At 63.7% G+C, this 16,795-nt stretch carries 14 protein-coding genes; 5 read left to right on the top strand and 9 right to left on the bottom strand.

Features of this window, described 5'->3' with window-relative positions; all coding sequences use genetic code 11:
- Window positions 1-85: 85 nt before the first annotated feature.
- Together BLJAPNOD_RS05795 and rpsU are read right to left on the bottom strand one after the other, a co-directional pair.
- Window positions 86-970 (bottom strand): tetratricopeptide repeat protein, encoded by an 885-nt coding sequence (locus BLJAPNOD_RS05795; protein WP_115419203.1) that lies wholly within the window; start codon window positions 968-970, stop codon window positions 86-88.
- Window positions 971-1,234: 264 nt separating this feature from the next.
- Complete coding sequence (gene rpsU, locus BLJAPNOD_RS05800) at window positions 1,235-1,447, bottom strand: 30S ribosomal protein S21 (protein WP_077500520.1); 213 nt, start codon at window positions 1,445-1,447, stop codon at window positions 1,235-1,237.
- 337 nt (window positions 1,448-1,784) lie between these two features.
- On the opposite strand from rpsU, the gene BLJAPNOD_RS05810 reads away from it, so the two are divergent.
- The 5 genes from BLJAPNOD_RS05810 (at window position 1,785) to BLJAPNOD_RS05830 (ending at window position 8,156) form a co-directional block, all read left to right on the top strand.
- The gene (locus tag BLJAPNOD_RS05810; RefSeq protein WP_077500521.1) at window positions 1,785-3,038 is read left to right on the top strand and encodes a sarcosine oxidase subunit beta family protein; all 1,254 of its coding nucleotides are present in this window, start codon (window positions 1,785-1,787) and stop codon (window positions 3,036-3,038) included.
- Between the two features lie 17 nt (window positions 3,039-3,055).
- On the top strand, window positions 3,056-3,376 hold the full coding sequence (locus BLJAPNOD_RS05815) for a sarcosine oxidase subunit delta (protein ID WP_115419204.1): 321 nt from the start codon (window positions 3,056-3,058) through the stop codon (window positions 3,374-3,376).
- Window positions 3,373-6,366: a sarcosine oxidase subunit alpha gene (locus BLJAPNOD_RS05820; protein ID WP_115419205.1), complete on the top strand. Its 2,994-nt coding sequence runs from the start codon at window positions 3,373-3,375 to the stop codon at window positions 6,364-6,366. Before BLJAPNOD_RS05815 ends, BLJAPNOD_RS05820 begins: the two co-directional genes overlap by 4 nt.
- Window positions 6,359-6,910, top strand: coding sequence for a sarcosine oxidase subunit gamma (locus BLJAPNOD_RS05825; RefSeq protein ID WP_077500527.1), 552 nt, complete (start codon window positions 6,359-6,361; stop codon window positions 6,908-6,910). The genes BLJAPNOD_RS05820 and BLJAPNOD_RS05825 overlap by 8 nt, the downstream gene beginning before the upstream one ends.
- A 121-nt stretch (window positions 6,911-7,031) precedes the next feature.
- Window positions 7,032-8,156: a zinc-dependent alcohol dehydrogenase family protein gene (locus BLJAPNOD_RS05830; RefSeq protein ID WP_115419206.1), complete on the top strand. Its 1,125-nt coding sequence runs from the start codon at window positions 7,032-7,034 to the stop codon at window positions 8,154-8,156.
- Between the two features lie 104 nt (window positions 8,157-8,260).
- Here the strand turns inward: BLJAPNOD_RS05830 and BLJAPNOD_RS05835 are convergent, their stop codons facing one another.
- From BLJAPNOD_RS05835 to glgC, 7 genes are all read right to left on the bottom strand, one after another.
- On the bottom strand, window positions 8,261-8,806 hold the full coding sequence (locus BLJAPNOD_RS05835; protein ID WP_115419207.1) for a GNAT family N-acetyltransferase: 546 nt from the start codon (window positions 8,804-8,806) through the stop codon (window positions 8,261-8,263).
- Window positions 8,791-9,861, bottom strand: a complete 1,071-nt coding sequence (locus BLJAPNOD_RS05840) for a DUF2332 family protein (protein ID WP_115419208.1) — start codon at window positions 9,859-9,861, stop codon at window positions 8,791-8,793. The genes BLJAPNOD_RS05835 and BLJAPNOD_RS05840 overlap by 16 nt, the downstream gene beginning before the upstream one ends.
- Complete coding sequence (locus BLJAPNOD_RS05845; protein WP_077500535.1) at window positions 9,854-10,342, bottom strand: MaoC family dehydratase; 489 nt, start codon at window positions 10,340-10,342, stop codon at window positions 9,854-9,856. Before BLJAPNOD_RS05845 ends, BLJAPNOD_RS05840 begins: the two co-directional genes overlap by 8 nt.
- Before the next feature lie 75 nt (window positions 10,343-10,417).
- Window positions 10,418-12,382, bottom strand: coding sequence for a glycogen debranching protein GlgX (gene glgX / locus BLJAPNOD_RS05850; protein WP_115419209.1), 1,965 nt, complete (start codon window positions 12,380-12,382; stop codon window positions 10,418-10,420).
- A 61-nt stretch (window positions 12,383-12,443) separates the two neighbouring features.
- Window positions 12,444-14,072: an alpha-D-glucose phosphate-specific phosphoglucomutase gene (locus BLJAPNOD_RS05855; protein WP_115419210.1), complete on the bottom strand. Its 1,629-nt coding sequence runs from the start codon at window positions 14,070-14,072 to the stop codon at window positions 12,444-12,446.
- 6 nt (window positions 14,073-14,078) lie between these two features.
- Window positions 14,079-15,521: a glycogen synthase GlgA gene (glgA, locus tag BLJAPNOD_RS05860; RefSeq protein ID WP_115419211.1), complete on the bottom strand. Its 1,443-nt coding sequence runs from the start codon at window positions 15,519-15,521 to the stop codon at window positions 14,079-14,081.
- An 11-nt stretch (window positions 15,522-15,532) separates the two neighbouring features.
- Complete coding sequence (gene glgC, locus BLJAPNOD_RS05865; protein WP_077500543.1) at window positions 15,533-16,795, bottom strand: glucose-1-phosphate adenylyltransferase; 1,263 nt, start codon at window positions 16,793-16,795, stop codon at window positions 15,533-15,535.

Genomic DNA, 16,795 nt, shown 5'->3' on the forward strand with positions numbered 1-16,795 from the left:
TCGCAGGGCCCATTGCCGCTGCGGACAAACGAAAACGCCCGCGAACGGGTCGCGGGCGTTGAAGAAGGAGAAGCGGCTTTGCTTCTTAGGAAGCTTTCACCCGGGCAAGGCCTGCGCGCGCCGGCTCGTATTTCGGATCGAGCTGCAGGGCATGCGAGTAGGACTTTGCGGCCTTGGTCTTGTCGCCCTTGCGCTCGTAGACCAGCGCCTGGTTTGCCCAGGATTCGGCAACCTTGCCATCAAGCGTGATGGCGGTGTTGAAGTCGGAGAAGGCGTTGTCGTCGTCGCCCTGGGCGACGTAGGAAATGCCGCGGCCGTTATAGGGCTCCGGCGAGCTCGGCGACAGCGAGATCGCCGTCGAGAAGTCTTCGATGGCCTGGCCGTGCTGGTTGCGTGCCTGATAGATCAGGCCGCGATTGTGGTAGGCGCGCGGGTCGGTGGTGTCGAGCTGGATGGCCTTGTTGAAATCGTTGAAGGCGGAATCGAGCTGGCCTGCCTGGCGATAAAGATTGCCGCGGCCGATATAGGCGACGTCGTAGTTGGCGTTCAGCTGCAGCGCCATGTTGTAGTCGGTAAGGGCTGCCTGAGTGTTGCCCATGTTGCGTTGAACGAGCGCCCGGTTGGCAAAGGCCTGGTAGAAGCGCGGGTTGAGCTGGATCGCCTGGTCGAAATCGGCAAGAGCGCGGCGGTACTCGCCGGCGCGGCCGTAGGCGGAGCCACGGACATTATAACCTTCGGGGTCGCTCGGGTTGGAGGCGATCACGCTCGACAGCGATGCGATGTTCCCCTGCGAGCCCTGCTCGCGCTCGACCTTGGCCATCGATTCAGGGCCGTCGGTGGTGCATGCGGAAAGAAGCAGTGCCGATCCGAGCAGGAAGATGGCCGCAAGCTTCGGCTTGCGCTGGTGGCGGCGGCGCGCCTCTTGGGTGGTGAAACCGGCGACGTCCGCAGTCATGGCAGCAAGTGTCAAAGGTCGATCCCTCAATGCGACTAGGTCCGAAAGCCATCGGCTTCCCGTTCAAGGAGGCCGGCGAATTTCGCGGGGCCCCACAGCCGAGGCTACGAGGGCCTGCGGCAAACCGTCCGGCGCTAAACACCGCGACCGGCCACCGTTGCCGGCTGCGACTGTCACGCTAGCCTGACGACGGAAAAGATGTCCATACCAAAAGAAAGGCGGCGGCGATATTTCGCCCCCGCCACGACTTAGATCGAAAAGTGTCGAAAAATCGACAAATTAACGGGCCACGACGCCTTCGCGCTGTGCACGCTTGCGCGCCAGCTTGCGAACGCGGCGAACGGCTTCAGCCTTTTCGCGGGCGCGCTTCTGGGACGGCTTTTCGTAGAAATCACGCATCTTCATTTCGCGGAAAATGCCTTCGCGCTGCATCTTCTTCTTGAGAGCGCGGAGCGCCTGGTCAACATTGTTATCGCGGACAAGTACCTGCACGTGAAATCCCGTTCCTTTGGTTGTTTCGAGTTGTTGCCTCACGTCAGGTGTCGGAGGCAAAAAAAGCTACGTTCGCTGAGCCGAAAGCTCGACGATTGAAGGTGCGGATACCAGATCGTCAGTGGAAAGTCCAGCGAGGACATGAGGCTGTGCTGAAAAATCCGCAATGGTGGGCCGCTATGTGTATCATCGAGCGGCAATCGACGGATTGCGGCGATGTCGCAACTCCGCGCAAGTCCGCCCGTTTGCGTCGCAAAAGAAACGTTGCGCAGGCGTCGGATTTGCGATTTCTAACGCCAACGAGAATGATCACCGGGGTTCATGGAGTAACAGGCGGATGCGCAAATATTCTGTTTTTGCCGTGGCGCGCGAGGCTTTGCGCGGCCACAAGGGATGGGGTCCGCAATGGGCCTCGCCCGAGCCCCGCAAGGACTATGATGTGATCATCATTGGCGGCGGCGGCCATGGGCTGGGCGCTGCCTACTATCTTGCCAAGGAGCACGGCATCACCAATGTCGCGGTGCTCGAAAAGGGTTGGATCGGTGGCGGCAACACCGGCCGCAACACCACGATCATCCGGTCCAACTATCTCTATGAAGAGAGCATGGACATCTACGAGCATTCGCTGAAGCTCTGGGAAAACCTGTCGCAGGATCTCAACTACAACGTCATGTATTCGCCGCGCGGCGTCATGATGCTGTCGCACAACATCCACGACCAGCAGTCGTTCAAGCGCCATATCAATGCCAACCGCCTCTATGGCATCGACAATGAGTGGCTGACGCCGGAACAGGCCAAGGCCTACTGCCCGCCGCTCGATATTGCCAAGAACGCCCGTTACCCGATCAACGGTGCCGCGCTTCAGCGGCGTGGCGGCACGGCGCGGCACGATGCGGTTGCCTGGGGCTACGCCCGCGGCGCGTCCGACCGCGGCGTGCACATCATCCAGAATTGCGAAGTGACCGGCATCCGCCGCGACGAGACCGGCCGGGTGACCGGTGTCGACACCAATCGCGGCTTCATCGGTGCCAGGAAGATCGGCGTTTCTGCCGCCGGCCACTCGTCTGTGCTGATGGAAATGGCCGACGTTCGCGTGCCGCTGCAGAGCCAGCCGCTGCAGGCGCTGGTCTCCGAGCCTCTGAAGCCGATGTTCCCCTGCGTCGTCATGTCGAACTCGGTGCACGCCTATATCTCGCAGTCCGACAAGGGTGAGCTCGTCATCGGCGCCGGCACCGACCAGTACAATTCCTATTCCCAGACGGGCGGCCTGCAGATCATCACCCATACGCTGGATGCGATCTGCGAGCTCTTCCCGATGTTCCGCCGCGTCAAGATGATGCGACAGTGGGGCGGCATCGTCGATGTGACACAGGACCGTTCGCCGATCCAGGGCATCACCCCGGTTCCGGGGCTGTTCCTCAATGCCGGCTGGGGCACGGGCGGCTTCAAGGCGACGCCGGGCTCGGCCAACCTGTTTGCGCACCTCATCGCGAGGGGCGAACCGCATCGGCTGGCCGCCGGGCTGACGCTCGACCGCTTCCGCACCGGCCGACTGATCGACGAGGCGGCCGCTGCCGCCGTTGCGCACTGATTGCCAAGGATTTCGAGATGCTTCTGATCTATTGCCCCTATTGCGAAGAAGAGCGTTCCGAGCTCGAATTCCGCAATGCCGGTGACGCCCATATCGTCCGTCCCACCAACATTGCCGAGATCAGCGACGAGGAGTTCGAGGAATTCTTCTTCCTGCGTCAGAACCCCAAGGGCCTGATCTTCGAACGCTGGCGCCATATCCATGGCTGCGGCCGGTTCTTCAATGCCGCGCGCGATACGGTGAGCGACCGCTTCTATACCACCTACAAGGCGGGCGAACCGAAGCCCGATGTGACCGCCATTCTAAAGGGCGAGCAGGACAAGGGAGCGGCACGATGAGCGGCGCCAATCGTATTACAGGTGCCGGCCGTCTGACGCCGGCGCGCACCGCCCGCTTCACCTTCGACGGACGCACGCTGACAGCCCTTGAAGGCGACACCGTCGCCTCCGCATTGCTTGCCAACGGCATTCATCTCGTCGGCCGGTCGTTCAAGTATCACCGTCCGCGCGGCATTCTTTCGGCCGGTGCCGAAGAGCCGAACGCGCTGCTCGACGTTTCGCGCGATGCAGCCCGTCGCCAGCCGAACGTGCGGGCAACGGTGCAGGAAGTCTTCGACGGCATGAAGGTGGAATCGCAGAACCGCTGGCCGTCGCTTGCCTTCGACGTCGGCGGGTTCAACGATCTGCTGTCGCCGTTCTTTGCCGCCGGCTTCTACTACAAGACCTTCATGTGGCCGAAAGCTGCGTGGCACAAGATCTACGAACCCTTCATCCGCCGCGCGGCCGGTCTCGGCGTGGCGCCAACGGAAGCGGATCCGGATCACTATGCCAGCCGCTACGCTCACTGCGACGTGCTGGTGATCGGCGCCGGCGTCGCGGGCCTCTCGGCAGCGCTTGCCGCCGCCAAGGCAGGCGCCAAGGTGATCCTCTGCGACGAACAGCCGGAAGTCGGCGGCGCGCTGCGCTATGAAAGCGGTACGACGATCGACGGCAAGGACGGCTGGGACTGGGCGCAGTCGACGGTAAAGACGCTCGCCGCAATGGACAACGTCACGGTGCTCACCCGCACCACCGGCTTCGGCTACTACAACCACAATTTCGTCGGCCTCGTCGAAAGGGTGACGGACCATCTGTCCGCCCTCGACAAGGCGCTGCCGCGCGAACGGCTGTGGCAGGTGCGTGCCAAGAAGGTGATCCTCGCCAATGGCTCGATCGAGCGCCACATGGTGTTTGCCAACAACGACCGTCCGGGCATCATGCTCGCTTCGGCCGGCCGCACCTATCTCAACCACTACGGCGTTGCCGTCGGCTCCAAGGTCGGGGTCTACACCGCGCATGATTCCGCCTATGAGGCGGCCTTCGATCTGAAGCGCGCCGGTGTCGCCGTTCCCGCCATCGTCGATTGCCGTGACAACCCCGGCGAAGCAGTGCTGGCGGAAGCCCGTCGCCTCGGGATCGAGGTGCTCACCGGTCACTCCGTCGTCAATGCCGGCGGCAAGTTGCGCGTATCGTCGATCAGCGTCGCCCGCAACGGCGGCGGATCGGCGCGCAAGATCGCGGTCGATGCGCTGCTGGTTTCCTCCGGCTGGACGCCATCGGTGCACCTGTTCTCGCAATCGCGCGGCAAGGTGAAATTCGACGCGGCAACGCAGCGCTTCCTGCCGGGGACCTATCTGCAGGATTGCCTGTCGATCGGCGCCTGCAACGGCACCGACGACCTGCAGGCAACGATCGACGAGGCGCTGGCCGCCGGCGAGCTGACCGCACGGGCGGCAGGCGCCGAAGGCGGTGCCCAGGTGACGCTGCACGGCGACAATGCCTTCAGCTGGACCGGTGGCATGATCGGCGCTGCCGAAGGCGCAGGCCCCGATACCAGCGTCAAGGCCTTCATCGACTTCCAGCACGATGTCTGCGCCAAGGATATCCGGCTTGCGGTGCGCGAAGGCATGCATTCGATCGAGCACATCAAGCGCTTCACCACCAACGGCATGGCGTCGGACCAGGGCAAGCTGTCCAACATGCATGGCCTTGCCATCGCCGCCGAAGCGCTCGGCAAGGACATCCCCCAGGTCGGTTTGACGACCTTCCGCCAGCCCTACACGCCGGTCACCTTCGGCGCGATCGTCAACCACTCGCGTGGCAGCCTGTTCGACCCGGCCCGCAAGACGCCTGTTCATGCCTGGGAGGAGGCGCACGGCGCCGCGTTCGAGGATGTCGGCAACTGGAAGCGTGCCTGGTTCTATCCGAAGGCGGGTGAGGGCATGCATGAGGCGGTCGCGCGCGAATGCAAGACCGTACGCGAGGTCGCCGGCCTGTTCGACGCCTCGACTCTCGGCAAGATCGAAGTGGTCGGCCCGGATGCGGCTCAGTTCCTCAACCTGATGTACACCAACGCCTGGGATACGCTGAAGCCCGGCCGCTGCCGCTACGGCATCATGTTGCGCGATGACGGCTTCGTCTATGACGACGGCGTGGTCGGCAGGCTGGCTGAGGACCGCTTCCACGTAACGACGACCACCGGCGGCGCGCCGCGGGTCATGAACCACATGGAAGATTACCTGCAGACCGAATTCCCGCACCTGAAGGTCTGGCTGACGTCGACGACGGAACAATGGGCCGTGATCGCCGTGCAGGGACCGAAGGCACGCGAGATCATCGCCCCTCTGGTCGAGGGTATCGATCTTTCCAACGAGGCCTTCCCGCATATGAGCGTGGCCGAGGGCAAGATCTGCGGCGTGCCGACACGGCTGTTCCGCATGTCGTTCACCGGCGAGCTCGGCTTCGAAGTCAATGTGCCGGCCGATTATGGCCAGGCGGTATGGGAAGCGATCTGGGAACGGGCCGAGCCGATGGGCGCCTGCGCCTACGGCACCGAGACCATGCACGTGCTGCGCGCCGAGAAGGGCTACATCATCGTCGGCCAGGATACCGACGGGACGTTGACGCCCGATGATGCCGCTCTGTCCTGGGCAGTCTCGAAAAAGAAGGCCGATTTCGTCGGCATTCGCGGTCTCAAGCGTCCGGATCTGGTCAAGGACGGTCGCAAGCAGCTCGTCGGGCTCCTGACCAAGGATCCGAACGTGGTGCTGGAGGAGGGCGCACAGATCGTCGCCGATCCGAACCAGCCGAAGCCGATGACGATGCTCGGCCACGTGACCTCGTCCTACTGGTCGGAAAACTGCGGCCGCTCGATTGCGCTCGCCGTCGTTGCCGGCGGCCGCGCGCGCCTCGGCCAGACGCTCTACGTGCCGATGGCCGACAGGACGATTGCTGTCGAGGTGAGCGACATGGTGTTCTTTGACAAGGAAGGGGGTCGCCTCCATGGCTGATCTGGCAACTGCAACCCGCAAGAGCGCTCTTACTGCCCGCGGCGGTTTTTCCGAAGTGGTCCTGACGCCGGCACCCGCCGCTTCACGACTGTCGCTAAGGGCCGGCGCCGATGCGCTGCCCGGTCTCTCGGCGGCCCTCGGCGTCACCCTGCCGACGCGACCGAAGACCTCGACTTCGAAGGGCAAGCGCCATGCGCTCTGGCTCGGGCCGGACGAGTGGCTTGTCATCGACGAGAGTGAAGGCGATCTGATGGTCGCGGCCGCCAAGAGCGGCACGCTGCATTCGGCTGTCGACGTCTCCCATCGCAACGTCGCCGTCATCGTCAGCGGTCCGGGTGCGGAAGTGGCCATCAACAGCGGCTGCCCGCAGGACCTGTCGCTGGCGATCTTCCCGGTCGGCGCCTGCTCGCGCACCATTTTCGGCAAGGTGGAAATCGTGCTCCTGCGCATCGCCGAGGATACCTTCCGCGTCGAATGCTGGCGGTCTTTCTCGCCTTACGTCTTCGGCATGCTGTCCGAGGGCGCTGCGGACGCCGGCCACTAGCTTCGGCAGCTTCCGGGTGCGCCCGTCGATCGGCAATGTCGATCGACAGGCCTGCAATGCAATCTTGCCGCCGGAGATCTCCGGCGGCTAAGCTGCCCCCTGATGCAAGCGGGAGGATGCTTTGAAAACACGTGCAGCGGTGCTCCGGCACGCACCGGCCGAACGGCCCTATGCCACGACGCGACCGCTTTCCATCGAGACTGTCGATCTTGATCCGCCAGGCCCGGACGAACTGCTGGTGCGCATCGGCGCTGCCGGCCTCTGCCATTCCGACCTTTCCGTCATCAACGGCGACAGGCCACGGCCCGTGCCGATGGCGCTCGGCCATGAGGCGGCAGGCACAGTCGAAGCCGTCGGCAGCGCGGTGCGCGACCTCAAGCGCGGCGATCGGGTCGTGATGAGCTTCATGCCGAGTTGCGGCCACTGTCTGCCCTGCGCGGAAGGCCGCCCTGCGCTGTGCATTCCCGGGGCCGAGGCCAATGGCAAGGGAACGCTGCTTTCCGGAGAGCGACGCATCCATTGCGACGCTGTTCCGGTTCACCATCATCTCGGCGTTTCCGGCTTTGCCGACTATGCGGTGGTCTCGCGCCATTCCGCGGTCAAGGTCGACGCCGACCTGCCGCTGGTCGAGGCGGCGCTTTTCGGCTGTGCTGTGCTGACGGGCGTCGGTGCGATCGTCAACACTTGTCGTGTGCAGGCCGGCCAGTCGGTCGCCGTCGTCGGGCTCGGTGGCGTCGGGCTTGCCGCAGTGCTCGGAGCGGTGGCGTCCGGTGCCGAACGCGTCGTGGCCGTCGATCTCTCCGAGCAAAAATTGGCACTGGCACGGTCCCTCGGTGCGACGGACACGTTTGTCGCCACCGATCCCGATGTGGCCGACGCGATCCGCGCGGCGACATCAGGCGGCGTCGATCACGCGTTGGAGGCGGCCGGCTCGGTCAAGGCGTTCGAGCTTGCTTATCGCATCACCCGTCGCGGCGGTGCAACCGCATCCGCTGGTCTTGCGCATCCGTCCAGCCAGATCGCCATTCCCGCCGTCAGCCTGGTCGCCGAAGAGCGCATCGTTCGTGGCAGCTACATGGGAAGCTGCGTGCCGAGCCGCGACATTCCGCGCTTCGTCGGGCTTTATCGACGCGGCAAGCTGCCGGTCGACAGATTGCTGTCGAGCACCGGGCCGCTTGAGGAGATCAACGAGGCCTTCGACCTGCTCGATCAGGGCAAGGTCATCCGCCATGTGATTACGTTTTAGTCAGCTGTTGCAGCAGGTCTAGAGCGTTACGGGGTCCCTTGCGCGTCAATTTCGGCGCGCGGCGCCACAATCTCTGCAAAGGGTTGCCCTAGCCGATCAACTTTCTAATCGGCGTCGAACCGAAGGTACCAATAGAGCGCAACCTCGCGCGTGCCCGGCGTGAGTGCCGTATAGAGGTAGCGATCGTAGCCGGCCAATTCGAACCCATAGCGTGCGTAGAAGCGGCAGGCCGCAACGTTGTTGGATTGGGTTTCGAGCCGCAGTCCCGGCAGTCTGCGGTCTTTTGCCCATTGGACGGCCTGATCCACCATCGCGGCGGCAACGCCCAAACGGCGCGCCGAGGCATCGACGGCAATATCGTCGATCTCGGCATAGCCATTCCAGCTCTTGGACAATGCGATGTAACCGAGCAATCGGCCTTCGGCGCGGGAGACAAAGAGTGCGGCATCACGTTCTGCCGCCGCTTCCATGAGGTCGGCCGGGTCCGTGTCATAGGTCTTGCGATAAGCGTCCACCGGCCTGGTGCCGCTGAGCCCTGGTCCATCGAAAGGAGCTACGGTTTCCGATGTCACCACGAAAGAGAAGTCGCATGCCGCGAAGTCCGCGGCAAAGCGCGCGTCGGCCGGTTCGATGATCAAATGGTCGGCCATCCGGTCCACTCGACCCAGCGACCATGAAAGTCCGCGCGGCCGATGAGATGCTTGTCGCCGGACGGCCAGATCTGCAGACTGAGCGCCGCGCCGGGTGTCTGTCCGTCGGCTTCCATCTGCAGGCGTGCAAATGGAGCGTCCGGCGTTGCGTTTCTGCCGGCCTCGGCAATCAGAGCCTCGCCTTCGTCCTGTGACGCCTTCGGAAAATACTGCCAGGCAATCGTGTGATAGACGACATGAACGGCGCCGGGAAAATGCTGTGCGAGCCGCGGTCTCAGCCAGTCGATGGCGTCGGCGCGCACGACGCGTTCAGGGCGGGCTGCTGCCGTCTCAAAGGCAAAGCCGGTGCGGTCGAGCCGATCCTGCTGGTCTGCCCAGATGTAGGAGAGCAGGCGCAGGCGATCCTGTTCCGACGCGGGGTCGAGCGGGTTGAGATCGCACCCGGCGCGGCCAACCACAGCGATCTCTGTTGTGGGTGGATTCGGGCCGGTCCAGCGCGGTTCGATGACCACGCGTGATGCCGGATCGCCCCAGGCGGTATCGCCCAGCCGGTAGCGATAGCGATCCCAATGGAGGTTGAGACCGGCGCTGGCGCCGACTTCCGACAGCACCAGCGGTTTGCCGAACAAATCTGCAAGCGTCAGGAAACCGGCAAGCAGTGCGCTGGAGCGGCGAACCTCGTTGGTCTGCGGTGCCGACTGCAGCCAGTCGAGAATGAATTCGGCCTCGTGCCGAATGGCATCGTCCACCACTGGCCAGAGTGTCTCGTCGTCCAGCTGGATCGGCGGATAACTTGCCTGCAACCGACCGTCCCTGCCCGTGCGCACAAGTGCGTGCAGCGCGCCGCAGAGGCGCAACGCAACGGAATCGCCAGCGGATGTCGGGTCTCCCTGCCAGCCGAGCACATGGACACCGACAGGCGTGTCGGCCTTGAGCCGATCGGCGATCAGGCGGCAGAGCCGCGCCGTGAAGGGGGAGCCGAGCCCGTCACAGGACTTCGCCTGGTCGCGAAATGCGTCGCGTACGGCTTGCTCGGTTGCCTTCGCCTCAGACATCGGCGGGGCGGTCCTTGGGGTCGAACTGGATGATCGTCTGCCAGGTGGCTGTCAGCGCCGGCTTGCGCTCGCCTTCGATCTCGACGCTGACATCATAGGTGATCATCAGCATGCTGCCGCCGCGAAAGCGCGCGTCTGCCATGGTGAAATGTCCGCGCACGCGGGCGCCGGACTTGACCGGGGCGATGAAGCGCACCTTCTCGAAGCCGTAGTTGATGCCCAACGTCTGTTCGCGGATCTTCGGAAGGCAACTGTAGTTCATCGCCGACAGCAGCGACAGCGACAGGAAGCCATGGGCGATCGTGCCGCCGAACGGAGTTTCGGCTGCGGCGCGCTCCGGATCGACGTGGATATACTGATAATCGCCGGTTGCCTCGGCGAACTTGTCGATCGTTTCCTGCGTGACCGTGATCCAGTCGGAGACACCTACCTCGGTGCCGACCAGCGGTCTGATTTCGGCAAGTGAAATATCCTTCAGCATGTGGCTGTCCTGAAAGTTGTCCCCCGACGAATCTATAGGACGGTCGGGTGAGTTCTAGCAAGTGGTCGGAATAGTTCAGAAATTTTCGACGAAGAAGGAAACGGAGCGAGGAGGGACGAAGGTGGGCGGGAGTTCGCGGGAAAGCGCATCCTGCCACTGTCCGTCGAGGCTTTCGGGCAGGTGGATCGGGTGCGGCGCGTGGCTGCGATTGACGACGACGGCAAGCCGCGTCGGCCGCTTTTTCTTGCCGTCGCGCGTTGCAAGCACCATCATCAGATTGTCCGTTGCCGGATGCTCCCAGTGGGTCACCACCATCGGATGGCCGTCGAGGCGCAGCCATTCGACATCGCCCTTGCCGGTGAAGAATGCCGTCTCGCCGAAGACGCCGAAACGGTTTCTCAGCGCCGAAAGCGCGGCGGTGTGGGCGACCAGCGCCTCATCCATGGCGTCCCAGTCGATCCAGGTGATGGCATTGTCCTGGCAATAGGCATTGTTGTTGCCGCGCTGGCTGCGCCCGCCTTCGTCACCGGCGGTCAGCATGATCGTGCCGCGGGACGCAAACAGTGTGCCGAGCAGGGCCATGACATCGTGCCGGCGCGCGGCCAGAATCTCGGGGTCGGTCGTCGCCCCCTCCGCGCCATTGTTCCAGGAATGGTTCTCGTTGTGCCCGTCGCGGTTCTCTTCGCCGTTTGCTTCATTGTGCTTGCCGGCGAAGGCAACAATGTCGGCAAGGGTAAAACCATCATGGGCGGCGATGAAGTTGACGGTGCGCGTGCCGGCGTCGCCCCAGCGGGAGAACGTGTCGGATGAGCCCGCAAGGGCTGTCGCAAGCGCGCCGATCACATGCCGGTCGCCGCGCCAGTACAGCCTGAGATCGTCACGCGCCCGGTCGTTCCATTCGAGAAACGGAGCGGGAAAATTGCCGAGCTGGTAGCCACCAGGCCCGACATCCCAGGGCTCGGCGATCAGCACGCGATCGGCAAGCGCTGGGTCGGCATGGATCGCCTGGAATAGCGGCGCATCGCGATGGAACCCGGCCATGTCGCGGCCGAGGATCGAGGCGAGGTCGAAACGGAAACCGTCGACACCGGTGGCGAGCACGAAGTGGCGCAGGCTGTCGAGGATCAGCGTCTCAACCACCGGGTGGTCGCAGGCGATGGTGTTGCCGCAGCCGGTGTCGTTGATGAGATCGCCTGGTCTGTCGATGGCGTGGCGATAGTAGGTGAGGTTGTCGAGCCCGCGCATCGACAACGTCGTGCCGAGCCGGTCGCTTTCACCGGAATGGTTGAAGACCAGATCGAGGATGACGCCGATGCCGGCCTTGCGCAGCGTCTCGACGGTCTGGCGAAGTTCCTTGAGGCCGCCCGGAACCAATCGCGGATCGAGGGCCATGGGGGCTACCGGATTGTAACCCCAGCCATTGGTGAGGCCGAGTGGCGGCAGGTGGCGCTCGTCGATCCAGGCGACGATCGGCATCAGTTCGACGGCGGCGACGCCCAGCCGCTTCAGATGCTCGATGATCACAGGCTCGGCAAGCGCTGCAACGGTACCGCGCTTGGCCTCGGGAATGTCTTGGCGCAGTGCGGTGAAAGGTTTGACGGCGATCTCGTAGATGAGCCCGCCCGCCTTGAAAATCGGCGGCTTCGGCTTGACGGCCTTGACATCGGTGACGATCGCCTTCGGCACAAGGTTTGCGGTGTCCTCGCCGAAAATGGTCAGCCTCGGATCGTGCCGGAATGGTCTATCGAGTTCGACGGCATAGGGATCGACGAGCAGTTTCGACGGATCGAACCAGAGGCCATGATCGGGGGAATAGACGCCATCGGCGCGGAAACCGTAGCGGGTTCCCTTCGGAGCATCGGCAACAACAAGGCTGTGCACATCGCCGTCACGCGTCATCGGCAGCTGGCGCAATGCCGTTTCGCCCGCCTTGTCGAACAGGCAGAGGTCGATGCGCGCCGCATAACGTGAGCAGACGGCAAAACGCGTGCCATCAGGGGTTATGGTGGCGCCGAGGGGTGGCAGTGCGGCGGTCGGCATCAATCAGGCACCCCTCGGTTTTTGCGATGTCAGGTCGTCGGGCGCCCAGATGGGCGCTCCCTCAGGTGATGACGCTCGGCTCGGTGCGGCCGGTGCGGGTCTTGATGGCGGCGATCTCGTCGGCAACCAGGATGAGGTCGGCGAGCGCCTCCTGGGTGTCGATGTCGTGTCGGGCCGGGTCAGGCTCGAAGCGCTCGATGTAGACGCGCAGCGTCGCGCCCGAGGTGCCGGTGCCCGACAGGCGGAAGACGACACGCGATCCGCCCTCGAACAGGATGCGGATGCCCTGGTTCTTGCTGACGGATTGGTCGACCGGATCGTGATAGGAAAAGTCGTCGGCGGTCGCGACCTTGAGCGCGCCGAAGGATTTTCCGGGCAGGGTCGCGAGCTGGTCGCGAAGCGCTGCCACCAGGCCGTTGGCGGCATCGCTGTCCACTTCCTCGTAGTCGTGGCGCGAATAGTAGTTGCGGCCGTAGGTCGCCCAGTGCTTGCGCGCGATGTCGAGCGCACTTTCCTTGCGCACGGCAAGGATGTTGAGCCAGAGCAGAACCGCCCAGAGGCCGTCCTTTTCGCGCACGTGGTTGGAGCCGGTTCCGGCACTTTCCTCGCCGCAGATCGTCGCCATGCCTTCATCGAGAAGATTGCCGAAGAACTTCCAGCCGGTGGGCGTCTCGTAGAGGCCGATGCCGAGCTTTTCGGCGACCCGGTCGGCGGCGCCGCTCGTCGGCATCGAGCGGGCGATACCGGCGAGGCCCTTGGCGTAGCCCGGCGCCAGATGCGCATTGGCTGCCAGCATCGCTAGGCTATCGGACGGGGTGATGAAGATGCCGCGGCCGATGACGAGGTTGCGGTCGCCGTCGCCGTCGGAGGCTGCGCCGAAATCGGGCGCGTCAGGCGCCATCATCGTTTCGTACAGCGCGCGGGCGTGCACGAGGTTCGGGTCCGGGTGATGGCCGCCGAAGTCCGGCAGCGGAATGAAGTTCATCACCGAGCCCTTCGGCGCGCCCAGACGCTTTTCGATGATCTCCTTGGCGTAGGGGCCGGTAACGGCGCTCATCGCATCGAAGACGACGCGGAAGCCGCCCGAGATCAGCTTGCGGATGGCGTCGAAGTCGAACAGGCTTTCCATCAGCGTGGCGTAGTCGGACACCGGGTCGATGACGGTAACCGTCATGCCGTCGATCTCCTGCGAGCTCTCGGCATCGAGGTTGACGTCGGGGACATCGGAAATCTTGTAGGTGTCGATTACCTGGCTGCGGGCATAGATCGCGTCGGTGACCTTTTCGGGTGCCGGGCCGCCATTGCCGATATTGTACTTGATGCCGAAGTCTTCGGTGGGGCCTCCGGGATTGTGGCTGGCCGAGAGCACGATGCCGCCGAAGGCCTCGTATTTGCGGATGACGTTGGAGGCGGCCGGCGTCGACAGGATGCCGCCGCGGCCGACGAGCACGCGACCGAAGCCATTGGCGGCCGCCATCTTGATGGCGATCTGGATGACTTCGCGGTTGTAGTAGCGGCCGTCGCCGCCGATCACCAGGGTCTGGCCGGCAAAGCCTTCGAGCGCGTCGAAGATCGACTGGATGAAGTTCTCGGCATAGTTCTTCTGCTGGAACACCGGTACCTTCTTGCGCAGGCCCGATGTACCGGGCTTCTGGTCGCCATAGGGCGTGGTGGTGACTGTTCTTATCATTCTGATTTAGCCTTTCCCGAGAAGACCGGAATATAGAGAGACGTAACGCTCGGCACTTCTGGCCCAGGAAACGTCCGATTTCATGCCCTGGGTCTGCAGACGCGCCCAGACTTTCGGTTCGTTGTATGCACGGAAGACGCGCCGGATCGCAAGACGCAACCCGTCGGCGGTCACAGGCGTGAACTGGAAACCGGTCGCGACCTTGGCCGACAGACCCGCTTCGTTCGCGTCGATAATGGTATCGGCCAGGCCGCCGGTTCGGGCGACCACCGGCACGCAGCCGTAGCGCAGGCCGTAGAGCTGGGTCAGCCCGCAGGGCTCGAAGCGCGACGGTATGAGGATTGCGTCCGATCCCGCCTGCATCAGGTGCGACAGTGGCTCGTTATAGCCGGTGACCATGCCCACATGACCACGATGGCGAGAGGCGGCGGCAAGAAGCGCGCCTTCGAGTGCCGTGTCGCCGGAGCCGAGAACGATGAGTTTGCCGCCCATCGCCACGATCTCATCGGTAACCTCGGCGAGCAGATCCATTCCCTTCTGCCAGGTGAGCCGGCTGATGACGCAGAAGATCGGGCCATTGCCCTGTTCCAACCCGAAGCGCTCTTCGAGCGCCCGACGGTTGGGGCCACGCTGCTTCAAGGTCGTTGTGCTGAAATGCTGGGCGATCAACGGGTCGCTCGCGGGGTTCCAGACATCGGCGTCGATGCCGTTGACGATGCCGGAAAGGTCGGAAAGCCTGCTCTTCAGCAGGCCTTCGAGACCCATGCCGAACTCCGGCGTTAGGATCTCCTGCGCATAGGATGGGCTAACCGTGGTGATCGCGCTTGCCGTCTGCAGGCCGCCCTTGAGGAAGCCGACATCGCCGTAATACTCGACGAATTGCATCGAGAAGGCTTCCGGCGGAAGCGCCAACTGCGCGAACACTTCCGGCCCGAACTGTCCCTGGAAGGCGATGTTGTGGATCGTCATCACGGTCGGCGTCGAAGCCGCGGGGCCGAAGCGCATATAGACCGGCGTCAGCGCCGTCTGCCAGTCGTGCACATGGACGATATCGGGCTTGAAACCGGCGACGACATCGCCGGCGGCGATTTCGGCTGCGGCCAGCGACAGCGCGGCGAAGCGGCGGAAGTTGTCGATGTAATCGCGGCCGGTGGCGTCGACATAGGGTCCGCCGTCGCGATCGTAGAGTGCGGGCAGATCGAGCACCAGGAGATCGAGCCCGTCAACCTCGGCTGCGAGGACCGTGGCCGGGTTGCCGAACAGGTTGGCGAAACTGCCGACCTTCTTTTTCTTCTTCAGCTTCTGCAGCACCGCGGGATAGCCGGGTACGAGCGTACGGGTGCGGATACCGTGCGGCGAGAGTGCGGCCGGCAGGGCGCCGACGACATCGGCGAGCCCCCCGGTCTTGACCAGCGGATACACTTCGGACGCAACGGAGAGGATGTTCATCAGCGGCGGACCTACATTCCCAGCTTGTCGATCATCGTTTGGGTGATCAGGCAAACGCCGTTTTCCGAACGGCGGAAGCGCTTGGCATCCAGCTCCGGATCTTCTCCGACGACGAGGCCCTCCGGAATGACCACCCGGCTGTCGATCACCACGTTGCTGAGCAGCGTGCGGCGACCGATCTTCACATCGGGCAGGATGACGGCATTTTCCAGTCGCGAATATGAATTTACTCTGACGCCGGTGAAAAGCAGGCTGCGATTGAGAGCAGCGCCCGAGATGATGCAGTCGCCCGACACCAGCGAGGAGGTCGCCGAGCCGCGGCGGTTCTCGTCATCGTGCACGAACTTTGCCGGCGGCTTGATCTCGGCAAAGGTCCAGATCGGCCAGGTGCTGTCGTAGATGTCGAGTTCCGGTGTCACATGGGTGAGATCGATATTGGCCTGCCAATAGGCATCGATCGTGCCGACGTCGCGCCAATAGGCCTCGCGTTCGAAATCAGAGCGGACGCAGGACTGGTTGAAGCGGTGGGCGACGGCCTTACCGTTGTCGACGATATAGGGGATGATGTCCTTCCCGAAGTCGCGGCTCGATTTCGGATCGGCGGCGTCGCGCCGCAACACGTCCATCAGGAACTTGGTGTGGAAGACGTAGATGCCCATCGAGGCAAGCGCCATGCCGGGATTACCGGGAATGCCCGGCGGGTCGGCCGGTTTTTCGACGAAGGCGATGATACGATCCTTGTCATCGACATGCATGACGCCGAAACCGGTTGCTTCCATGCGCGGCACTTCAAGGCAGCCGATGGTGACGTCGGCGCCGGAATCGACGTGCTGCTGCAGCATCAATTCGTAGTCCATCTTGTAGATATGGTCGCCCGCGAGGATGACCATGTATTCGACGCCGTGATCCTCGATGATGTCGATGTTCTGGTAAACCGCGTCGGCGGTGCCTTCGTACCACTGCGTTTCCGAAACGCGCTGGCTTGCCGGCAGAATGTCGAAGCTTTCGTTTCGCTCGGGGCGGAAGAAGTTCCAGCCGCGCTGCAGATGGCGGATCAGCGAGTGCGCCTTGTACTGGGTGGCGACGCCGATGCGGCGAATGCCGGAATTCAGCGCGTTGGAGAGGGCGAAGTCGATGATGCGAGCCTTGCCGCCGAAATAGACGGCCGGCTTCGCCCGGCGGTCGGTCAATTCCTTCAGACGGCTGCCGCGGCCGCCAGCGAGAACATAGGCCATGGCATCACGGGCCAAGGGTTGCGTACGCTTTTCCACCAT

Source organism: Ensifer sp. M14 (genome assembly GCF_003355565.1).
GTDB lineage: Bacteria > Pseudomonadota > Alphaproteobacteria > Rhizobiales > Rhizobiaceae > Ensifer.